Annotated in this window: 17 protein-coding genes and 1 pseudogene; 16 read left to right on the top strand and 2 right to left on the bottom strand. The window is 71.3% G+C overall.

The window, feature by feature from the left end:
- The first annotated feature begins 9 nt into the window (after positions 1–9).
- Both mmsA and AV521_RS30920 read left to right on the top strand, forming a co-directional pair.
- Positions 10–1512: a CoA-acylating methylmalonate-semialdehyde dehydrogenase gene (mmsA, locus tag AV521_RS30925; protein WP_076092954.1), complete on the top strand. Its 1503-nt coding sequence runs from the start codon at positions 10–12 to the stop codon at positions 1510–1512.
- Between the two features lie 378 nt (positions 1513–1890).
- A complete protein-coding gene (locus AV521_RS30920) occupies positions 1891–3300 on the top strand; it encodes an APC family permease (RefSeq protein ID WP_076092953.1) in 1410 nt (469 codons plus the stop codon).
- 28 nt (positions 3301–3328) lie between these two features.
- On the opposite strand, the gene AV521_RS30915 is transcribed toward AV521_RS30920, so the two are convergent.
- Positions 3329–3739 (bottom strand): GNAT family N-acetyltransferase, encoded by a 411-nt coding sequence (locus AV521_RS30915; RefSeq protein WP_076092952.1) that lies wholly within the window; start codon positions 3737–3739, stop codon positions 3329–3331.
- A 115-nt stretch (positions 3740–3854) separates the two neighbouring features.
- On the opposite strand from AV521_RS30915, the gene AV521_RS30910 reads away from it, so the two are divergent.
- The 6 genes from AV521_RS30910 to AV521_RS30885 all read left to right on the top strand — a co-directional run bounded on the left by AV521_RS30910 (position 3855) and on the right by AV521_RS30885 (position 9594).
- On the top strand, positions 3855–6536 hold the full coding sequence (locus tag AV521_RS30910) for an alpha/beta fold hydrolase (protein ID WP_076092951.1): 2682 nt from the start codon (positions 3855–3857) through the stop codon (positions 6534–6536).
- Positions 6533–7387, top strand: coding sequence for an ABC transporter permease (locus AV521_RS30905; protein WP_076092950.1), 855 nt, complete (start codon positions 6533–6535; stop codon positions 7385–7387). The genes AV521_RS30910 and AV521_RS30905 overlap by 4 nt, the downstream gene beginning before the upstream one ends.
- Before the next feature lie 260 nt (positions 7388–7647).
- On the top strand, positions 7648–8037 hold the full coding sequence (locus tag AV521_RS30900; RefSeq protein ID WP_256725723.1) for a hypothetical protein: 390 nt from the start codon (positions 7648–7650) through the stop codon (positions 8035–8037).
- Positions 8038–8446: 409 nt separating this feature from the next.
- Entirely contained in the window at positions 8447–8779 is a 333-nt protein-coding gene (locus AV521_RS52815) for a hypothetical protein (protein WP_076092949.1), read from the top strand.
- 59 nt (positions 8780–8838) lie between these two features.
- Positions 8839–9168, top strand: a complete 330-nt coding sequence (locus AV521_RS30890; protein WP_076092948.1) for a hypothetical protein — start codon at positions 8839–8841, stop codon at positions 9166–9168.
- A 93-nt stretch (positions 9169–9261) separates the two neighbouring features.
- Entirely contained in the window at positions 9262–9594 is a 333-nt protein-coding gene (locus AV521_RS30885; RefSeq protein ID WP_076092947.1) for a hypothetical protein, read from the top strand.
- A gap of 175 nt (positions 9595–9769) precedes the next feature.
- On the opposite strand, the gene AV521_RS30880 is transcribed toward AV521_RS30885, so the two are convergent.
- Positions 9770–10090, bottom strand: a complete 321-nt coding sequence (locus tag AV521_RS30880; RefSeq protein ID WP_076092946.1) for a hypothetical protein — start codon at positions 10088–10090, stop codon at positions 9770–9772.
- 403 nt (positions 10091–10493) lie between these two features.
- Between AV521_RS30880 and AV521_RS30875 the strand changes: the two genes are divergently transcribed.
- From AV521_RS30875 to AV521_RS30840, 8 genes and pseudogenes are all read left to right on the top strand, one after another.
- Entirely contained in the window at positions 10494–11678 is a 1185-nt protein-coding gene (locus AV521_RS30875; RefSeq protein WP_076092945.1) for a glycosyltransferase family 4 protein, read from the top strand.
- Positions 11675–13147, top strand: coding sequence for an exopolysaccharide biosynthesis polyprenyl glycosylphosphotransferase (locus AV521_RS30870; protein WP_076092943.1), 1473 nt, complete (start codon positions 11675–11677; stop codon positions 13145–13147). The genes AV521_RS30875 and AV521_RS30870 overlap by 4 nt, the downstream gene beginning before the upstream one ends.
- A gap of 6 nt (positions 13148–13153) precedes the next feature.
- A complete protein-coding gene (locus AV521_RS30865; protein WP_371917080.1) occupies positions 13154–14494 on the top strand; it encodes an O-antigen ligase family protein in 1341 nt (446 codons plus the stop codon).
- Entirely contained in the window at positions 14491–16221 is a 1731-nt protein-coding gene (locus AV521_RS30860) for a lipid II flippase MurJ (RefSeq protein WP_079249476.1), read from the top strand. The genes AV521_RS30865 and AV521_RS30860 overlap by 4 nt, the downstream gene beginning before the upstream one ends.
- On the top strand, positions 16211–16996 hold the full coding sequence (locus AV521_RS30855) for a polysaccharide deacetylase family protein (RefSeq protein WP_079249475.1): 786 nt from the start codon (positions 16211–16213) through the stop codon (positions 16994–16996). Before AV521_RS30860 ends, AV521_RS30855 begins: the two co-directional genes overlap by 11 nt.
- A pseudogene (locus AV521_RS51220) lies at positions 16993–17160 on the top strand (glycosyl transferase); the annotation flags it as partial. The gene AV521_RS30855 and the pseudogene AV521_RS51220, both read left to right, overlap by 4 nt.
- Before the next feature lie 159 nt (positions 17161–17319).
- The gene (locus AV521_RS30845) at positions 17320–17946 is read left to right on the top strand and encodes a lipopolysaccharide biosynthesis protein (RefSeq protein WP_256725722.1); all 627 of its coding nucleotides are present in this window, start codon (positions 17320–17322) and stop codon (positions 17944–17946) included.
- A gap of 20 nt (positions 17947–17966) precedes the next feature.
- Positions 17967–19052 carry a GNAT family N-acetyltransferase gene (locus AV521_RS30840; protein ID WP_256725727.1) on the top strand — a complete coding sequence of 362 codons (1086 nt, stop codon included), beginning with the start codon at positions 17967–17969 and terminating at the stop codon, positions 19050–19052.
- The last annotated feature ends 19 nt before the right edge of the window (positions 19053–19071 follow it).

The raw sequence follows: 19071 nt of genomic DNA, 5'->3' as shown, positions 1-19071 counted from the left end.
TCTCTGGGCATGACGAAGATCGTCAACCACTGGATCGGCGGCAAGACCGCCGAAGGCGCGTCGGGTACGTACGGGCCGGTCACGGACCCGGCGACCGGCGCGGTCACCACGAAGGTCGCGTTCGCGTCGGTCGAGGAGGTGGACACGGCCGTCGCGGCGGCCAAGGACGCCTTCGAGACCTGGGGCCGCTCGTCGCTGGCCCAGCGGACCACCATCCTCTTCAGGTTCCGGGCGCTGCTGGACGCCCACCGCGACGAGATCGCCGAGCTGATCACCGCCGAGCACGGCAAGGTGCACTCCGACGCGCTCGGTGAGGTCGCGCGCGGGCTGGAGATCGTCGACCTGGCCTGTGGCATCAACGTGCAGCTCAAGGGCGAGCTGTCCACACAGGTCGCCAGCCGCGTCGACGTGGCCGCGATCCGCCAGCCGCTCGGTGTCGTCGCGGGCATCACGCCGTTCAACTTCCCGGCGATGGTCCCGATGTGGATGTTCCCGATCGCCATCGCGTGCGGCAACACCTTCGTGCTGAAGCCGTCCGAGAAGGACCCGTCGGCCTCCGTCCGGATCGCCGAGCTGCTGTCCGAGGCCGGTCTGCCGGACGGCGTCTTCAACGTCGTGCACGGTGACAAGGTGGCCGTGGACCGGCTTCTGGAGCACCCGGACGTCAAGGCCGTCTCGTTCGTCGGCTCGACCCCGATCGCCCGCTACATCCACACCACCGCCTCCGCCAACGGCAAGCGCGTGCAGGCCCTCGGCGGCGCGAAGAACCACATGCTGGTCCTGCCGGACGCCGACCTGGACGCGGCCGCGGACGCCGCGGTGAGCGCCGCCTACGGCTCCGCGGGCGAGCGCTGCATGGCCATCTCGGCCGTCGTGGCCGTGGGTGCCATCGGCGACACGCTGGTGGAGAAGATCCGCGAGCGCGCCGAGAAGATCAAGATCGGCCCGGGTAACGACCCGACGTCCGAGATGGGCCCGCTGATCACCAAGGTCCACCGCGACAAGGTGGCCTCCTACGTCGAGGGCGCGGCCGCCGAGGGCGCCGAGGTCGTGCTGGACGGCTCCGGCTACACGGTCGAGGGCTTCGAGGACGGCCACTGGATCGGCATCTCGCTGCTCGACAAGGTGCCCACCAGTGCCAGGGCCTACCAGGACGAGATCTTCGGCCCGGTGCTGTGCGTGCTGCGCGTGGACACCTATGAGGAGGGCGTGGCGCTCATCAACGCCTCGCCGTTCGGCAACGGCACCGCGATCTTCACCCGGGACGGCGGCGCGGCCCGCCGCTTCCAGCTGGAGATCGAGGCGGGCATGGTCGGCGTGAACGTGCCGATCCCGGTGCCGGTGGGCTACCACTCCTTCGGTGGCTGGAAGGACTCGCTCTTCGGCGACCACCACATCTACGGCAACGACGGCACGCACTTCTACACCCGCGGCAAGGTCGTGACCACCCGCTGGCCCGACCCGTCCGAGGCCCCGGCGGGCGTGGACCTGGGCTTCCCGCGCAACCACTGACCGCAGCCAGAACCCTTCGTCAGGCCGTCCGGACTCCGGACGGCCTGACATTTTTTTGACGCCTCAGCTGCGGTTCCCGTTCACGCCGGACGAAACGGGTGACGAAGGAGTTACGTGAAAATGACCTTTGAAAGCAAGGTCACATTCGCTTGGGGCTTGATGGATGCGCCTATAGGGCTTCACTGCCTGGGAATGTGATGCGGCGTAAGGGCGTGGGCAGGTGCGGATTCCGAAGGTAAACGGCCATTGACGTGACGGTTTTCGTCGGGGTTCTCTATGCGGGCCGGGAGCGGACGAGATGAACGCACGACGATCCGCCGGAGGCGATAGCGCTCCCGACCCCCACCCTCAGCCGTACAAGTCGATCGGAACCGCCGTATGACCGACACGCTCCCGAAGTCCGTGGCCGAAACCGCGCCCGCCTCTGCACCGGGCCTGAAGCGTTCCATCGGCGTCGTCGGCGGCACCCTGCTGACACTGTCGTGCGTCACGCCCGCCTCCACGCTGTTCGTGATCGTGCCCGACCTGTTCTCCAGCCTGGGCACGGCGACCGCGCTCTGTATCGCCATCGGTGCGCTGCTCTGTATACCCGTGGCTTTCTGCTACTCGGAGCTGGGCACCCTCATCCCCAGCGCGGGCGGCGAGTACGCCATGGTCTCCACCCTGGCCGGGCGGCTCGCCGGCTGGCTGGCCTTCGTGATGTCGCTGCTAGTCGTGATGATCGTCCCTCCGGTCATCGCGATGGGCACCGCCGACTACCTCGCCCCTGTCATCCACCTCGACCCGTCCTTCACGGGCGCCGGCGTGATGCTCGCGGCCACCCTGGCCGGTCTGCTGGACCTGCGCGCCAACGCCTGGATCACCGGCGTCTTCCTGGTCCTGGAGGTCGTCGCCGCCGGAGTCGTCGCCCTCCTCGGCTTCAGCCACGCGCACCGCGGCCTGGGCAGCCTCGGCTCCCTCCAGGTCGCCGGCGAGCACGCGCACGTGGGCGCCGTCACGGCCATGATGGTCGTCTCCGGGCTGGCCATCGCCCTCTTCGTCACCCAGGGCTTCTCCACCGCCGTCTACCTCTCCGAGGAGCTGGAGAACCCGCGCCGCAACGTCGCCCGTACCGTCCTCGCGACGCTCGCCATCTCCAGCGTCGTCATCCTGGTGCCGGTCGTGGCGATCACCCTGGGCGCCGGTGACCTGAAGGCCCTGACCGGCGGCGACATCTCCAGCATGGTCATCGCCTGGAGCAACTCGGCCGTCGGCACCTTCGTCAGCCTGTGCGTCGCCCTCGCGATCATCAACGCGGGCATCGTCATGGTCATCCAGAACTCCCGCGTCCTGTTCGCCTCCGCCCGCGACAAGGCCTGGCCCTCCCCGGTCAACAACGCCCTCGCCAAGCTCGGCCGGTTCGGCTCCCCCTGGGTCGCCACCCTCGTCGTCGGCGTCCCGGGCGCGTTCCTCTGCTTCGTCAACCTGGACACCCTCTACGGCGTCACGGGCGTCGCCGTCACCGGCCTGTACCTGCTGGTCGCGATCGCCTCGCTGCTCGGCCGGCGCGGCGCGCACGGCACCAGCAAGGCGTGGCGGATGCCGCTCTGGCCGGCGATGCCGATCCTGCTGATCGCCGTCCTCGTCTACATCCTGGTCGAGCAGGACCCGTCGTACCTGTGGTGGACCGGCGGCATCACCGCCGCCGCCACCCTCTACTGGGCCTTCTACCTCCGCCCGCGCCGCGACACCCGCTGGCTGGTGTCCCTCCCGGAGGACGTCCAGGTGGCCGAGCCGGCCCAGGCGTAAGCCCCGGTCGGGGCTGCGGGGCTCGCTCTCAGGCGAAGTCCCACGTCATCACCGTGCACGTCCCGTCGTCCTTGCCGCCCGCACTGCGATAGGCGGCAAGGGCGACGTCGTTCCCGGCGTCGACAGTGACCCACATGCCGTAACAGCCCCGCTCCCGGGCCAGCGCGGCCAGCCGCTCCACCAGCGCCCGCCCGATGCCCCGGCGCCGGTACGGCTCGTCCACCGCCAGCTCGTACAGGAACATCTCGGTGCCCTTGTCGGGGTGGACCGTCTCGACCCCGCTGACGAAGCCGACCGGCCCTCCGCCGGCGTAGGCCAGCAGCAGATGATGCCCGGCAGTGGTGAGGAAACGCTCCGCCCACTCGGGACGCGCCGGGTTGTCGAACAGGCGATCGGCGGCGACGACTTCGGCGACGGTGGTGGCGCGGCGAATGTCCATGCGTCTTCGTACCACGGTTGGTGTACGCCGGGCAGACCCCGTACTCCTGGGGGAGGGGCGGGGGTTCAGCCCAGCGGCTCCATCGGTTGTCGGTGGCGGCCCGTACCGTTGAGGCATGGATCTTCGCCCGCCCCTCCGGGGGCGTTTGAGGAAGCGCTTGCCCTCGGTGCGGGGGCTGCTCAAGGGGCCGCGCAGGCTGGTCACCGCCGCGGCCGCCGCCGTGGTGCTCGTCGGCGCCGGGACATGGACCGCGGCCGTCGCCTCCGCGGACACACGCACGGTGCGCGAGAGCGGCCAGGTCATGGCGGTCGACGGCGTGCGCCTGGACACCTCGTTCTTCGCCCCGGCCGGCGCCGGCCGCCACCCGGCCGTGCTGCTGGCGCACGGCTTCGGCGGCAGCAAGGACGACATGCGCGGCCAGGCCGAGGACCTCGCCCGGGACGGGTACGCGGTCCTGACCTGGTCCGCGCGCGGCTTCGGCGCATCCACCGGCAAGATCGGGCTCAACGACCCGAAGGCCGAGGTCGCCGACGTCTCCCGGCTCATCGACTGGCTGGCGAAACGCCCGGAGGTCCAGCTCGACAAACCGGGCGACCCACGCGTGGGCCTGGCCGGCGGCTCCTACGGCGGCGCGATCTCCCTGCTCGCCGCCGGGTACGACCGCCGGGTCGACGCCATCGCCCCGGCCATCACGTACTGGAACCTCGCGGACGCCCTGTTCCCGAACGGCGTGTTCAAGAAGCTGTGGACCGGCATCTTCTTCAACACCGCCGGCGGCTGCGCCCGCTTCGAGCCCGCGCTGTGCCAGATGTACGACAGGGTCGCCGAGTCCGGCACCCCGGACGCGTCCGCCCGCGAGCTTCTTCAGGAGCGCTCACCGTCCGCCGTCGGCTCCCGCATCAAGGTGCCCACGCTGCTGCTGCAGGGCCAGACGGACTCCCTGTTCACCCTCGCCCAGTCCGACGCGGCCGAAAAGGCGATCCGGGCGAACGGCGCCCCCGTGGACGTCGACTGGATCGCCGGCGGCCATGACGGCGGCGACATGGAGACCGGCCGGGGCCAGGCACGCGTGCGTGCCTGGTTCGACCGCTATCTGAAGGGCGACAAGAACGCGGCCACCGGCCCCGCCTTCCGGATCACCCGCACCGGCGGCGTCAACTCCGGCGACGGCACGGCCCAGCTGCGTGGTGCCGGCGCCGCCGCCTACCCCGGCCTGCGCGACCACCCGCGCGCCGTCGTCCTGACCGGCGGCACCCAGCACGTCACCAACCCGGCCGGAGCCAGCCCGCCCGGTGTCTCCGCGCTGCCCGGCCTCGGCGGCGCCGGCGGCCTGACCCAGCTGTCCGCGCTGGGCCTCGGCGTCTCCCTCGACTTCCCCGGCCAGTACGCCAGGTTCGACTCCGCGCCGCTCCACCGCGACCTGCAGATCACCGGCACCCCGACCGCCACCGTCCACATCACCTCGACCACCGACGAAGCCGTCCTGTTCGGCAAGGTCTACGACGCCGGCCCCGACGGCACCCAGCAGGTGCTGCCGGGCCAGCTCGTCGCCCCGTTCCGGGTGACCGGCGCCAAGATGGGCAAGGACGTCACGGTCACCCTCCCGGCGATCGACCACGAGGTGCAGAAGGGCCACCGGCTCCGCCTGGTCCTCGCCTCCACCGACCTCGGCTATGCCTCGCCGGCCGCCCCGGCCCTCTACACCGTCTCCCTGAAGGGAGACCTGAGCGTGCCGACGGCACCCGCCGTCACCACCGCCGCGGCACCTCTGCCCGCCTGGGTGTGGTGGCTGCCGGCGGCCGGTGCGGCGACCGCGCTCGCGCTGCTGCTCACCGCCCGCCGCCGCACGGCCACCCCCGCACCGGACCCACGGCTGGCCGAAGTCCCGCTGGAAATCAGGGACTTGAGCAAGCGATACGCGAAGTCCGCCGACCGGTACGCGGTGCGCGAGCTGTCCTTCCGCGTCGAGAAGGGCCAGGTGCTCGGCCTGCTCGGACCCAACGGCGCGGGCAAGACCACGACCCTGCGCATGCTGATGGGCCTCATCACCCCGGACGACGGCGAGATCCGTGTCTTCGGCCACGCCATCCGGCCCGGCGCGCCCGTGCTGTCGAGAGTCGGCGCCTTCGTGGAGGGAGCGGGCTTCCTGCCGCATCTGTCCGGCCGGGAGAACCTGGAGCTGTACTGGCGGGCCACCGGCCGCCCGCCGGAGGACGCCCATCTGGACGAGGCCCTGGAGATCGCCGGGCTCGGCGACGCGCTCGCCCGCGCGGTGCGCACCTACTCCCAGGGCATGCGCCAGCGCCTCGCCATCGCCCAGGCCATGCTCGGCCTGCCCGACCTGCTCATCCTCGACGAACCCACCAACGGCCTCGACCCGCCCCAGATCCGCGAGATGCGCGAGGTGATGATCCGCTACGCGGCCGCCGGGCGTACGGTGATCGTCTCCAGCCATCTCCTCGCCGAGGTCGAGCAGTCCTGCACGCATCTGGTGGTGATGGACCGCGGCCGGCTCGTCCAGGCGGGCCCCGTCCGGGACATCATCGGCTCCGGCGACACGCTGCTCGTCGGTACCGCCGCACCCGTGGAGGAGCCCGTCGCGGAGAAGGTGGCCGCGCTGCCAGGCGTCGCCTCCGCCGTGTGCGCCGACGGCGGGCTGCTGGTCCGGCTGAATGCCGGCGGCACCGCCGAGCGGCTAGTCGTGGAGCTGGTTCGGCTGGACGTGCCCGTCGCCTCGGTCGGCCCGCACCGGCGCCTGGAAGACGCCTTCCTCACCCTGATAGGAGGTTCCGCATGAGCGTGCTCACCGAGGTCGCCGCCGGCTATCAGACACGGCACACGCTGCCCCTGCGGGTCGAGCTGGTCCGGCAGCTCAAGCGGCGGCGCACGCTGATCATGGGCGCCATCCTGGTCCTGCTGCCGTTCGTGCTGCTGGTCGCCTTCGCGATCGGCGGCGACCCGGCCGCCCGCAACGGCCAGATCACCCTGATGAACACGGCCACCGCGTCCGGTGCCAACTTCGCCGCGGTGAACTTGTTCGTCTCGGCCGGCTTTCTGCTGGTGATCCCGGTCGCCCTGTTCTGCGGGGACACGGTCGCCTCGGAGGCCGGCTGGTCCTCCCTGCGCTATCTGCTCGCCGCACCCGTACCCCGCGCCCGGCTGCTGTGGTCCAAGCTGGTCGTGGCGCTCGGGCTGAGCCTGGTCGCGATGATCCTGCTCCCGGTGGTCGCCCTCGCGGTCGGTACGGCGGCCTACGGCTGGGGCCCGCTGCAGATCCCCACCGGCGGTGCGCTCGACACCGGGACTGCGGTGCAGCGGCTCGCGGTGACCGTGGCGTACATCTTCGTGTCCCAACTGGTCACCGCGGGGCTCGCGTTCTGGCTGTCGACGAAGACGGACGCCCCGCTCGGCGCGGTCGGCGGCGCGGTCGGCCTGACCATCGTCGGCAATGTCCTGGACGCCGTCACCGCGCTCGGCCACTGGCGTGACTTCCTGCCCGCGCACTGGCAGTTCGCCTGGGCCGACATCGTACAGCCGCACCCCGAGTGGTCCGGCATGATCCAGGGGACGTCGATCTCCCTCACCTACGCATGCGTGCTCTTCGCCCTGGCCTTCCGGGGATTCGCCCGCAAGGACGTTGTTTCCTAGTTTTCAGTTCAGCTGTTTTTCGTCCGGAATATTGACTGTCGCGCATTGGGAACACCATAAGATCAATTGATTCGCCGACCGGATGCAAATCCCTCTGGGGAATTCCGAGAAATGCACTTCTTCACTCCCGTGGCATTCATACGTATGGAGTAGTGCATCGCTTTTGGCGCACTGTGGACTGCTATGTTCTGCGTCTGTCGGATCAGAGGTAACTTCAAGTGAGGTGAATCATGAAGAAGGCAGTTTTCACAACTGCGGCGTTGGCCATCGGCGCGAGTCTCGTGGGTGGCTCCGCCGTCGCGGCGTCGGCCGCCACCAAGGCGCCTGCTCGCGAAACCGGCCCGCTCGGCCTCATGTCCCAGACCGAGGTGACTCCGGCGCTCGTACCCGCGGCCGACACCGTGATGCGAGTGGCCAAGCAAGGCAGTCTCACCAAGGGCAATGCGTTCGACCAGAACCAGGCGTCGACGGTCACCGGCACCAACAAGGCGGCGAAAGTCTCCGGTGTATACCTGGACGGGATGGGCCGGGGCAGCAACAAGAAGCCCGCAATTCCGCTGAAGAATCCCGTGGGAACCGGTGCCGTCCAGCTCCACCCGCTGAACGGTCCGACGAGTGCCGGTCTCGGTAGCCTGCTCAACCAGACGTGACCCGAATTCTGACACTCTGATCCGGTTCTCGTCCGCCGCAGACCGACACCGCAGCACCGCGGGACGGACCCGCGGTGGCCCTCCTGGTACGACCCACGTCCGACGCGTCACGAAGGCGCAGGCCCCAGGGGCCGCGGCCGGACCAGTGGCTCCGCGCCCTTCGGCGCCCGATGCGTGCCGGGGATACGCCTCAAGCCTGTCCGGCCCACTGGATTCCTCCTTGCCAGTGGGCCGGACGCACGTCGGCATTCATTCCTCCGCATGCGGCCCGCTAATACAGCGCACGGTCGTCGTTCCGCCATCCGGTGGAATCCGTACCGTATGGGTAGTGTCTGCGTGACTTTTCGCCACATATTTCGGTTTCTTGCTATGTAAGCGCGGCTTACCGTGAATCCAGGAAGGAACCGAGTTGACCAGGAAGTTCGCGGTCGTCACTGCACTCGCCCTTAGCGCGCTCTGTGGCAGCGCTGGCGTTGCCTCCGCCCACTCGAACACGACCAACGTCACTGGTGGTGACGGCTTTTCGGAGTCCCCGGTCGTCGTGAACGCCCCTCAGCAGGGGGTGGTTGTCGTCAACGGCGCGCTCATCGACGGCCGCTGCATCGCGCCGTGGTCCAACGGTGCCGTCGGCGTCCTCGGCGGTGCCGCGACCATCGCGCCGAACTCGCACTACGCCGCCTGCAACACAGCGCCGGTGGACCAGTCGCAGAAGGCCGGTTACCAGGGTGGCCTGCTCTTCTGACCCCTGCTTCGAGTCATTCCGAGCAGGTGAACCCCCTCGCAGTCCGGAAAGGACATTCCATGCGTAACAAGGTTACGGCCGTCTCCGCCCTCGCCGCGGGCGTCGTCCTTGCGGCCGCCGGCACTGCCGCAGCCGACAACTGCACGACGGTCACGGGCGGCAACGGCTTCGCGTCGTCCCCGGTTGTCGTGAACGCCCCGCAGCAGGGCGCCGTCGTCTCCAACGGCACGCTTGTCGACCTGCGCTGCGTCGCGCCGTGGTCCAACGGCGCGGTCGGCGTCCTCGGCGGTGCCGCGACCATCGCGCCGAACTCGCACTACGCCGCCTGCAACACGGCGGCCGTCAACCAGTCGCAGAACGCCCCGTACACCGGCGGTCTGCTCTTCTGACCCCCCTTTGCGCTCCGAACCATCCCGGAGTAGGGCGGGGACGTCGGCAGACGTTCCCGCCCGGCCTGCCCCTCCCATCCGAAAGGCGCATCTATGCGTAAGAAGGTTACGGCCCTGTCCGTCCTGGCAGCGGGCCTCGTCCTGGCGGCCGGTGGCGCCGCTGCGGCCGACGACAACACCACGACCGTCACCGGCGGCAACGGGTTCTCGGAGTCCCCGGTCGTCGTGAACTCCCCTCAGCAGGGCCTTGCCGTCGTCAACGGCGCGCTGGTCGACGGCCGCTGCATCGCGCCGTGGTCCAACGGCTCCGTGGGCGTCCTCGGTGGTGCCGGTGTCGCCGCGCCGAACTCGCACTACGCTGCCTGCAACACGGCCACGGTCGACCAGTCGCAGAACGCCCCGTACGCCGGCGGCCTGCTGTTCTGAGCAGTCCTGAGCAGTCCCCAGCCTGGCGGCCCGCCGAACTACGGCGGGCCGCCAGCTGTTTTTCTGCATTTCTGCATACGTCTGCATTTCTGCATACGGGTGTGGATCCGGAAAACGCGGAAGGCCGGCTCCGATGAACGGAGCCGACCCGAATGGCCCAGCGAGGTGTGCGTCTTTACCTGACGAGGGGAAGCTTGGCCGGCAGCTTGGAGGGAAGCTTGGCGGGGCTCTTGCCGTTGAGCGGGTTCGGGAGGGTGCGGCCGAAGACGGGGGTCTGGATGATGCCCGATTCCTTCACGCCCTCCGCCGTGCTCTTGACGTTGTCGCTCACGCCGCCCATCGGAATCGCGGCCGCGTTGGGGAGCGAGTGGGCGACCGACTTCCCGTCCTCGAGAAGGCCCTGCGCCGGCACGTCCGCAGCGACGGCGGGCGCCGCCGCGGCACCGACGATGGCCAGGGTGCCGACCATGAGGGCGGCAGCCTTCAGATTCTTCATTGTGTTCCTTTCGTACGCAGCTCGAGTCACCGGAGGGGACTCGCTCCTCGAGGCATCGCGAGTGTCTGGGCTCTCGCTTCTTCCGGGCTAACGAGAGACAGACACCACGGGAAACTCCGCTGCTGACAAGTTCTCGGAACTCATACATCCTGAAAGGCCGTGCGGAATTCTCATCGGATTATCTGTCTGGCTGTTCATCGGCGTGCGGCGGGGCCAAGTGGGTGAGGGGTGCGGGAAATATCACTCTGATGACGGCCCTCATTCCGACACAGGTGACGGGTTAGTAGAAAAAGACGGATAAGCGGCTAGTGTTGCATCCGAATCCGACGCGTTTTATGCCGAACCTACGATCACACCCATTGTGCTGGGTTCGGAATGTTTCTTCGGAAGGGAAGCCTCGGTCATGCGCATTCCCCTCGGTTCCGTCCCCCACCGTGCGACGCGGTCCGCCGCACGCGAGCCGCACGTCCTGCACGTCACCCAGCCGGTAGAGGGCGGTGTCGCCCGGTTCGTGACGGACCTGGCGACGGCGCAGCTCGCCGCGGGGCTGCGCGTCACCGTGGCCTGCCCGCGGGGCGGCACGCTGACCCACGCACTGCGCGCGGCCGGCTGCAGGGTGCTGCCCTGGGAAGCGACCCGCTCGCCGGGGCCTCGACTCCCCGGCGAAGTGGGGCGGTTGGCGCGGCTCGTGCGCGACGTGCGGCCCGATGTGCTGCATGCGCACAGCGCGAAGGCGGGGCTCGCCGCGCGGCTCGCGCTGCGCGGCCGGATCCCCACTGTCTTCCAGCCGCACGCCTGGTCGTTCGAGGCCGTCGACGGCGTCATGGCCCATGCTGCGCTGCAGTGGGAGCAGTTCGCGGCGCGCTGGGCCACGCGCGTGCTGTGCGTCAGCGAGGCCGAACGCCGCACCGGGGAACAGCACGGCATCGCCGCCCGCTGGCATGTGATCCCCAACGGCGTCGACACGAGCAGGTTCCAGCCGGAAGGGAACGTCGCCCGGTCCGCGGCCGGCCCGCTCGTCGTGTGCGTGGGACGGCTGTGCCGCCAGAAGGGCCAGGACGTGCTGCTGCAGGCCTGGCCCGCCGTGGTGCGGCAGCTGCCCGCCGCCCGGCTGGTGCTGGTCGGCGACGGTCCGGACGCGGCCCGGCTGCGTGCCGTGGCGCCCCCGTCGGTGGAGTTCGCCGGCGCGGCGGCCGACGCCGCCCCCTGGTACCGGGCCGCCGACGTCGTGGTCCTGCCGTCCCGCTGGGAGGGCATGGGGCTCGCCCCGCTGGAGGCCATGGCGTGCGCCCGGCCGGTCCTCGTCACGGACGTGGACGGGGCGCGCGAGAGCCTGCCGCCCGGCCATCTGCCGCACTGCGTGGTGCCGCCGGAGGACCCCGACACGCTGGCACGCGCGCTGACTGCGCTGCTGCTCCGAGGGCCGCTCCGCGCCGCGCTGGGCGCGCAGGGCCGCGCCCATGTGCTCACCGCCCACGACGTACAGCAGACCGCGGACGCGGTCACCGATGTGTACCGCGAACTGCTCGGCATCGTCACCACGCCGGTCGTGGTACCCAACCAGAGCAGAGAGTCCATCACCACATGACTGCGGAAAGTACTGTTCCTCCTCCTGCCGGGGGGTCCCGAGGGGCGGCGGGGAGCGCCGTATCCTTCCTCGACCCGCCAGGCGCCGCCGCGTGCCCCGAACTGCCCTCCGGGCGGGCGACCCGTCGCTCGCGGCGGATCTCCTGGACCCCCCTGCTGATCGCCGACCTCAGTGGCACCCTGCTGGGCGCCCTGGCCATGCCGGAGGACCAGCGGAATCCGCTGCTCATCGCCTTTCTCGGGCTGTGCGTGCTGAGCCTGAACCGACGGGCCCAGCTCTACGACACCTCGGATGTCGCCGGCATTGTGGAGGAACTGCCCGCCGTCTGCGGGCGCGTCGCCATCGGCTGGGCGGTCGTCGCGGCGCTCACTTCGATGCGGCAGCTGCCGCTGACGGTGCTCGGCACCGCGTGTGCCGTGCACTGCCTGGTGGCCTGCGCGGGCCGCGAGGCAGTGCACGGGCGGCGGCGCAGGCGGTTCAGACGCCGGCCCCGTCCCGCCCTGGTGGTGGGGCCGGCCCCGGCGGCGATGCAGGTCGCGGCCGCGTTGCAGCGCCGCCCGGGATGCGGAACGCAACCGGTGGGCCTTGTCGCCGATGCGCCGCACTCCGTACCCCCCTCCGCCGACCGGTCCCCGCTGCCGGTCCTCACCACGCGTGAAGACGCACATCGCGCGCTCATCCAGAACGGTGTGGAGACGGTCCTCGTCGTCGGGGCCTCGACCCGGGTGCGGAAGGCCCCGCTGCTGCGTGAACTCGCCGCGTTCGGCTGCGTGTTGTGGGAGCTGGACACGAACCCGCCGTCGTACGGCCCGCGCGGAAGGCGTGGGCGGGCGGGGCACCTTGTGGGCTTCCCGCGCAGGTTGCTGTGTACGGACTCCGGGCGGCGCGGCGGCGGTGCGGTCGGCAAGCGGATGCTCGACATCGTCTTCTCCGGTGTGCTTCTGCTGCTCGCCGGCCCGGTGCTGCTGGCCTGCGCGGCCGGCCTGCGGATCACCGAGGGGTCGGGGGTGGTGATCCGGCAGGAGCGGATCGGCCAGGGCGGGCGGCCGTTCACGATGCTGAAGTTCCGCACCCACCCGCCTGCCGGCGCGCACGCGGCCGCGACCCGCTGGAGCGGGGCGGACGAGCAGGACACGAGCCGCTTCTGCCAGTTCCTGCGCCGCACCTCGCTGGACGAGTTGCCCCAGCTGTGGAACGTCTTCCGCGGCGACATGAGCCTGGTCGGGCCGAGGCCCGAACGGCCTTATTCCGTCACCAAGTTCAGCCAGGCACATCCGGGCTACGCGGCGCGCCACCGGGTGAGCACCGGTATCACCGGACTCGCCCAGGTCAACGGGCTGCGCGGCGAGACCTCGATCGAGGACCGGTGCCGCTTCGACAACGCCTACATCGACACCTGGTCGCTGTGGCAGGACGTCTGCATCCTGGTGCGCACGGCGGTCCAGTTCGTACGGCCGACGGGAGGCTGAGCGCCGGTGAGCACCTCCGCGACGGCCTCGCCGCCGGCGGCGCTGCCCCTGGCGCCGGCCGCGCTTCGCCGCGCCGCGCCGGTCCTGCCCGTCGTGGCGATCGTCGTCATGCTGTGCCTGCCGGTCACACCGGACAGCGGGGCCACCTTTGCCGACGCGGTGTCGGGGCTGGTCGTGCTGTGGGCCGTCGTACGGACCTCGCGGCGGGCACGGCGCCCGCTGACGGGGACGGCCGCGATCGTCCTGGGGCTGCCGGTGGTGGGCATCGCGGTCGCCGCGAGCGGGGCGGTGACGCCCGGTGACGCCGTCACCGGACTGGCCCGGTATCTACAGGTGTTCGTGCTCGTCCCGGTCGCGGTGGTGCTGCTGATGCGGGACCGGCGCGACGTCCGGCTGGTGCTCTGGTCGCTGGTCGGGCTCGCGCTGTGGCAGGGCGCGATCGGGGTGTACCAGTACCTCACCGGCACCGGGGCCTCGTATCAGGGGGCCGACATCCGGGCGGTGGGCACGTTCGGGCCGTCCGATGTGATGGGGATGGCGACCGTCGTGGCGTACGGAGTGGTGGCCGCGACCGGCATCGCCCTCAGGACGCGGGACCGGCGGCAGCAGGTTGTGGCGGCCACGTGTGCGCTGGTGCTGCTCGTGCCGCTCACGGTGTCCTTCAGCCGGGGTTCCTGGATCGCCACGGCCCTCGCGTGCGGGGCGCAGCTCCTGTCGGCTGGGGCACGGCGTGCGGCAAAAGTGTGTGCGACGGCGGTCGCGGCGTCGGTGGTGTTGGTGGGCGGCTTCGGTGTGGGCACCGCGGCGCTACAGGAACGGCTGACCAGCATCACCCGGGTCACCGACGCACCGGACCAGTCCGTGGTCGACCGCTACAGCCTCTGGGCGGCGGCCACCGGCATCTGGCACGAACACCCCGTGACGGGCGTCGGGCTGAAAGCCTTCCCCGCGTACCGGGACGGGCACGCCTCGCTCGCGCTGTCGTCGGGCAGCGACACGGACGGAGCGGGCCAGGGCTATCGGCGCCAGCCTCTGCTCTCACCGCACAACATGTATCTCCTGATGCTCAGTGAGCAGGGACTGGTGGGCGTACTCACGGTCGCGGGCAGCTGGCTGGCACTGCTGGTCTGCGGGCTCAGACGGCTGCGGCGTGCGGAACGCGCCGCGGACTGTGCCGTCGCGGTCTGCGGGCTGCTGCTGTGGCAGCTCGTGGACTACCTGTACGCCGACATCGGCGGCCCCGACACCGTCCTGACGGCCGTGGTCCTCGGGCTCGCCGCCTGGTGGGCCCTCGCCCCCGACGCGGCGGACGCCTCGGCTCGGGCTTCGTCGGAGGTCCCGCGATGAGGCCCACGCCCCCGGCGGCACAGGACACACCCGCGCACACGGTGCTCGAACCGGGCACGGCGCACAGCCACGACCCGGCGGACACCGGAGCAACCGCCGAGTCCCACCCGGCCGGGACGGCCACGGCGCAGGAGACCTTCCCGGGAACCGTCTCGGGACGCTTCCTCGCAAAGGCCACCCTGATCTCCGCCGCGCTGTCCGTGGCGGGGTCGCTGCTCGGGCTCGGCCGGGACCAGGCCCTTGCCCATTTCTTCGGGGCCGGGGCCGAGACCGACGCCTTCCTGGTGGCCTGGACCGTGTCCGAGACGGCGGCGACGCTGCTGATCGACGCCGGGATGGCCTACGTGCTGGTTCCCGCGTTCAGCGTGGCACTGGCCCGGCGGGGCCGCGTGTCAGGTGGGGGTGACCCGGTGCGCGCGCTGGTCGCCGCCTCCCTGCCGCGACTGTGCCTGGGCCTCGCCGCCGTGTCCGTCGCGCTCATCGCGGGCGCACCGCTGGTGGTCTCCCTCCTCGCACCCAGCCTGCCCGACGCGTCCCTCGCCGCGGACTGCACCCGGCTGACCTCGACCTGTGTCCTGACGTTCGGACTGGCCGGGTACTGCAGTGCGGCGCTGCGGGCGCACGGTTCGTTCGTCGCTCCGGCGGCGATCTCCGTCGCGCTCAACATCGCGATCATCACCACCCTGTTCGGCCTCGGCGCACACTGGGGCGTACGGGCCGCCGCGCTGGGCGTCGGGCTCGGGGGATGCCTGATGATCGTGGTCCAGGCCCCGTCGCTGTGGCGCAGGCTCTCCGGGCAGCACTTCCCGCAGCCGCTGCCCGTGGCGGCCGGGGACGACCAGGGTCCGCTGACGCCGGCCCTGGTCATGTCGGTGCTGTTGTATGTGTTGTGCCGCCAGGCGCAGGTGTTCGTCGAGCGCTACTTCGGCGCGGGGCTGCCTGCCGGTGCCATCTCGCATCTCAACTACGCCCAGAAGGTCGCGCAGTTGCCCATGTCGCTGTCGCTGATGGTGTGCGTGGTCACCTTCCCCGTGCTGGCGCGGGCCGTCGCCGAGGGGGACCTGCGGCGGGCCGGGGAGCGGACCGAGCGGGACCTCGTGCTGGTGGGCTGTCTGGTGCTGCTGGGCACCGCCGTGATCGAGGCCTGCGCACCGCAGGTCATCCAACTCCTGTTCCAGCACGGCGCTTTCACGGCTGCGGACACCGCCGCGACCGCCTCCACGATGCGGGTGTACGCCCTCGGGCTGCTCGGCCACGCCCTGGTGGGGGCGCTTGTGCGGTCGTACTTCTCGGCAGGCCGCGCCTCCTGGTACCCGGTGGCCGCGATGGCCGTGGGCCTGGCCGTCACCATCGGCACCGGTGCCTGGGCCATGGGGCTCTGGGGGGCGCGGGGCATCGCCGGGGCCAACGCCGCCGGCATCACCCTCACCGCGCTCCTCCTGCTCCGCGGGCTGGGTGCCCGCAGCGTCCCCGTGCGCGTCCCCAGGGTCGTCGCCGAACTCGCCAAACCGCTGAAGGCGGCCCTGTGCGCCACTGGAGCCGGGATCGTCTGCACGCGGCCGTTCGCCTCACCCCCCGCCGCCGTCGCCGTGGGCTGCGCGAGCGTGACGGCCGTCTTCCTCGCGCTGGTCTGGGCTCTCGACGTGGCAGACACCCGGACAGTCCTGGCCCGCGCCGCGCACACCGTCCGACGCTCCGTCACACGAGGGGCATGCCATGGCCGTTGACGTTCCGCCACCCCCGCGGGCCACCGGACCGGACCGCGAACCGGGCGTACGAGAAGGCCGGAGGCGGGGGCCTGCGGCCTGGGTGGCCATGTATCACTCCGTCTCGGACGACCCGGAGGACCCGTCCAACATCACCGTCACCCCCGCCCGGCTCGACCGCCAGCTCGCCTGGCTGCGTGGCCGCAGTCTGCGCGGGGTCAGCATGCGGGAGCTGCTCGCGGCCCGCGCGCGTGGACGGGAGCGTGGGCTGGTCGGGCTCACCTTCGACGACGGCTACGCCGACTTCGTCACCGCCGCGCTGCCCCTCCTGGAGCGCTGGCAGTGCGGGGCCACCCTGTTCGTGCTGCCCGGGCGACTCGGCGGTGTCAACGACTGGGACCCGCTCGGCCCGCGCAAGCACCTCCTCGACGCGGACGGCATCCGCCGGGCCGCGGCCGCCGGCATCGAGATCGCCTCGCACGGTCTCACCCACATCGACCTCACCTGGGCCACCCCCCACGAACTGCGTGCCGAGGTCCACCACAGCCGCTTTCTCCTGGCCGAGCTCATCAACGCCGACGTCCAGGGTTTCTGCTATCCCTACGGCCGGGTCGACGCGCGCGCCCTGACCGCCGTGCGCGAGGCCGGATACGGCTATGCCTGCGCCATCGCTCCCGCCCCCGCGGGCGACCTGGCGCTGCCCCGGCTGCACATCGGACAGGCCGACACGCCCGCGCGCCTGGAGCTGAGAAGACGCCTGGCCCGCCTCCGCGGCCGAGCCCTGGAGGCACCGTGAAGGCCCCGCACATCATCACCGGTCCCGGCGTCGGCGGCGCCGGGCGGCAACCGCGCCTGCCGCTGCGGCACCTGCCCGTCCGGTGTGCCGCGGTGACGCCGGCCGACCCGGGCCCGGTCGCCGGGAGAGCGCGGCGCGACGGCGCCCGCGTCACCGTCACCGGCGGCACCGCCGCATACGTCCGGGTGGTGTGCGGCACCACAGCATCGAGCGAACCGCCGGGCAGCTGATGGACGTGTACACGGCCGTGCTGTCCGGCTCAACCTGGAAGTGAGGTCCCGATGTCCGACAGCCCCCCATCGCCCGCAGGACTGCCGCGCCGCATGCTCGCGCAGGCAATCCGACTGCTGCCGCGGTGGCTGATCCCGGCCGGCGCGCTTCTCGGCGCCGCGGCCGGGGGCGTGTACGCGGCGGTGACACCGGCTCAGTACACGGCCACCAGCTACGTCATCGCCGTACCCGCCGACAGGGCGAAGACCGACTCCGCCACGGCACTCGGATTCGCGCAGGGGTACGGCCGCGTGGTGACACAGCCCGCCGTGCTGGCGCAGGCACAGGAGCGGGCGGGGGTACCGGCGCAGAAGCTGCGCAGAAGCGTCCAGGCCGCCACCTCGCCCGACGCGCCGATGATCGCGATCACGGCGACCTCCGAGCGCCCCGGCCAGGCCGCCGCCATCGCCAACGCCGTGTCCGGCGCACTGACCCAGCAGGCCGACCGGACCAAGAAGTACACGGGCATCAAGCTGGTGCGCCTGTCCCATGCCGTCCCCCCCGACACGCCGTCGTCCCAGTCCCCGGCACTGACCTCGCTCGTGGGTGCCGGCGCCGGAGGCCTGTTGTGCGGCCTCGTGCTGCTGGCCCGGCCGCGGCGGGCGGCGGCGGACGATGCCACGGAGCGGGCGCAGCTGCCCGGTCCCGCTCCCGCCGCCGACGCGCAGGGGGTGCGGTGACCCCCACATCCGCACACGCTCTGTCGGTGGAGGTGCGTACCGACGAGCAGGCCTTCGCCAAGCTGGCGGGGGAGTGGGAACGCCTGTACCGGGCCTGCCGGTCCGCGACGACATTCCAGAGTCACGCCTGGCTGCACTCCTGGTGGCTGTCGTACGGAACGCCGGGTGGGCTCCGGCTGGTCCTGGTGCGTGCGCACGGTGACTTGGTGGCGGTGGCACCGCTGATGCGCCTGCCCGGTCCGCTGCCGGTGCTGGCGCCGATCGGCGGCGCCATCTCGGACTTCTTCGATGTGCTCCTCGACGAGGCGGCGGCCGCGCAGGGCGCGGCCGCGCTGGCGGACGCCCTGGCCGACCTCGCCCGCACCGCCCTGATCGACCTGCGCGAGGTGCGGCCCGGCAGCGCGGTGGAACGTGTCTACCAGGCCTGGCGCGGGCCGCGGCGGCGCCTGAGCGACTCCGAGTGCCTGGAGATCCCCGTCCTGCCGATGGAGCAGTTCGTCAAGCGGCTGCCCAAGGCGCGCGCCCAGCGGGTGCGCAACAAGCAGAACAAGCTGAGGAAGCTCGGCGTCGAGTGGCGCGCTGTGGACCACCTGGAGGTGGGGACGTCGCTGCGGCGGATGCTGGAACTCCACCGGCTGCAGTGGGAGGGCAGGAAGGTCAACCCGGAGCATCTGCGGCCACGCTTCCTGGACCACCTGGTCCGGTCCGTGGTTCCCCTGGTCCGGTGCGGCGAGGCCGTGGTGAAGGAGTACCTGCTGGACGGCGAGATCGCGGCCGTCGATCTGACCTTCCGGTCACGGAAGCTGGCGGGGAATTACCTCTACGGGGTCCACCCGCGGCTGATCGAGCGCAAGCTGGACGCGATGACGATGATGATCGGCGCGGCCGTCGACGACCTCGCATCCGACGGGGTCGGCGTGCTGAGCCTGATGCGGGGCAAGGAACCGTACAAGTACCGCTGGCTTCCCGAGACCGTCGTCAACCAGCGTTTCCTGCTGGCTCGTCGGCGCACCGCACCGTTGCTGGCGTCCGCCGTCTGCGGCGCCGCGGCGCGGGACTGCGCGAAGCGGGTCCTGCGCCGGACCACCACGGCCGAGCCCGCCTAGGTCGTCTTCTCCGTCGACC

It is taken from the genome of Streptomyces sp. IMTB 2501 (assembly GCF_001953885.1).
Lineage (GTDB): Bacteria > Actinomycetota > Actinomycetes > Streptomycetales > Streptomycetaceae > Streptomyces.
Note: the sequence above shows the minus strand (reverse complement) of the source record. Positions and strands in the feature narration are given on the sequence as shown.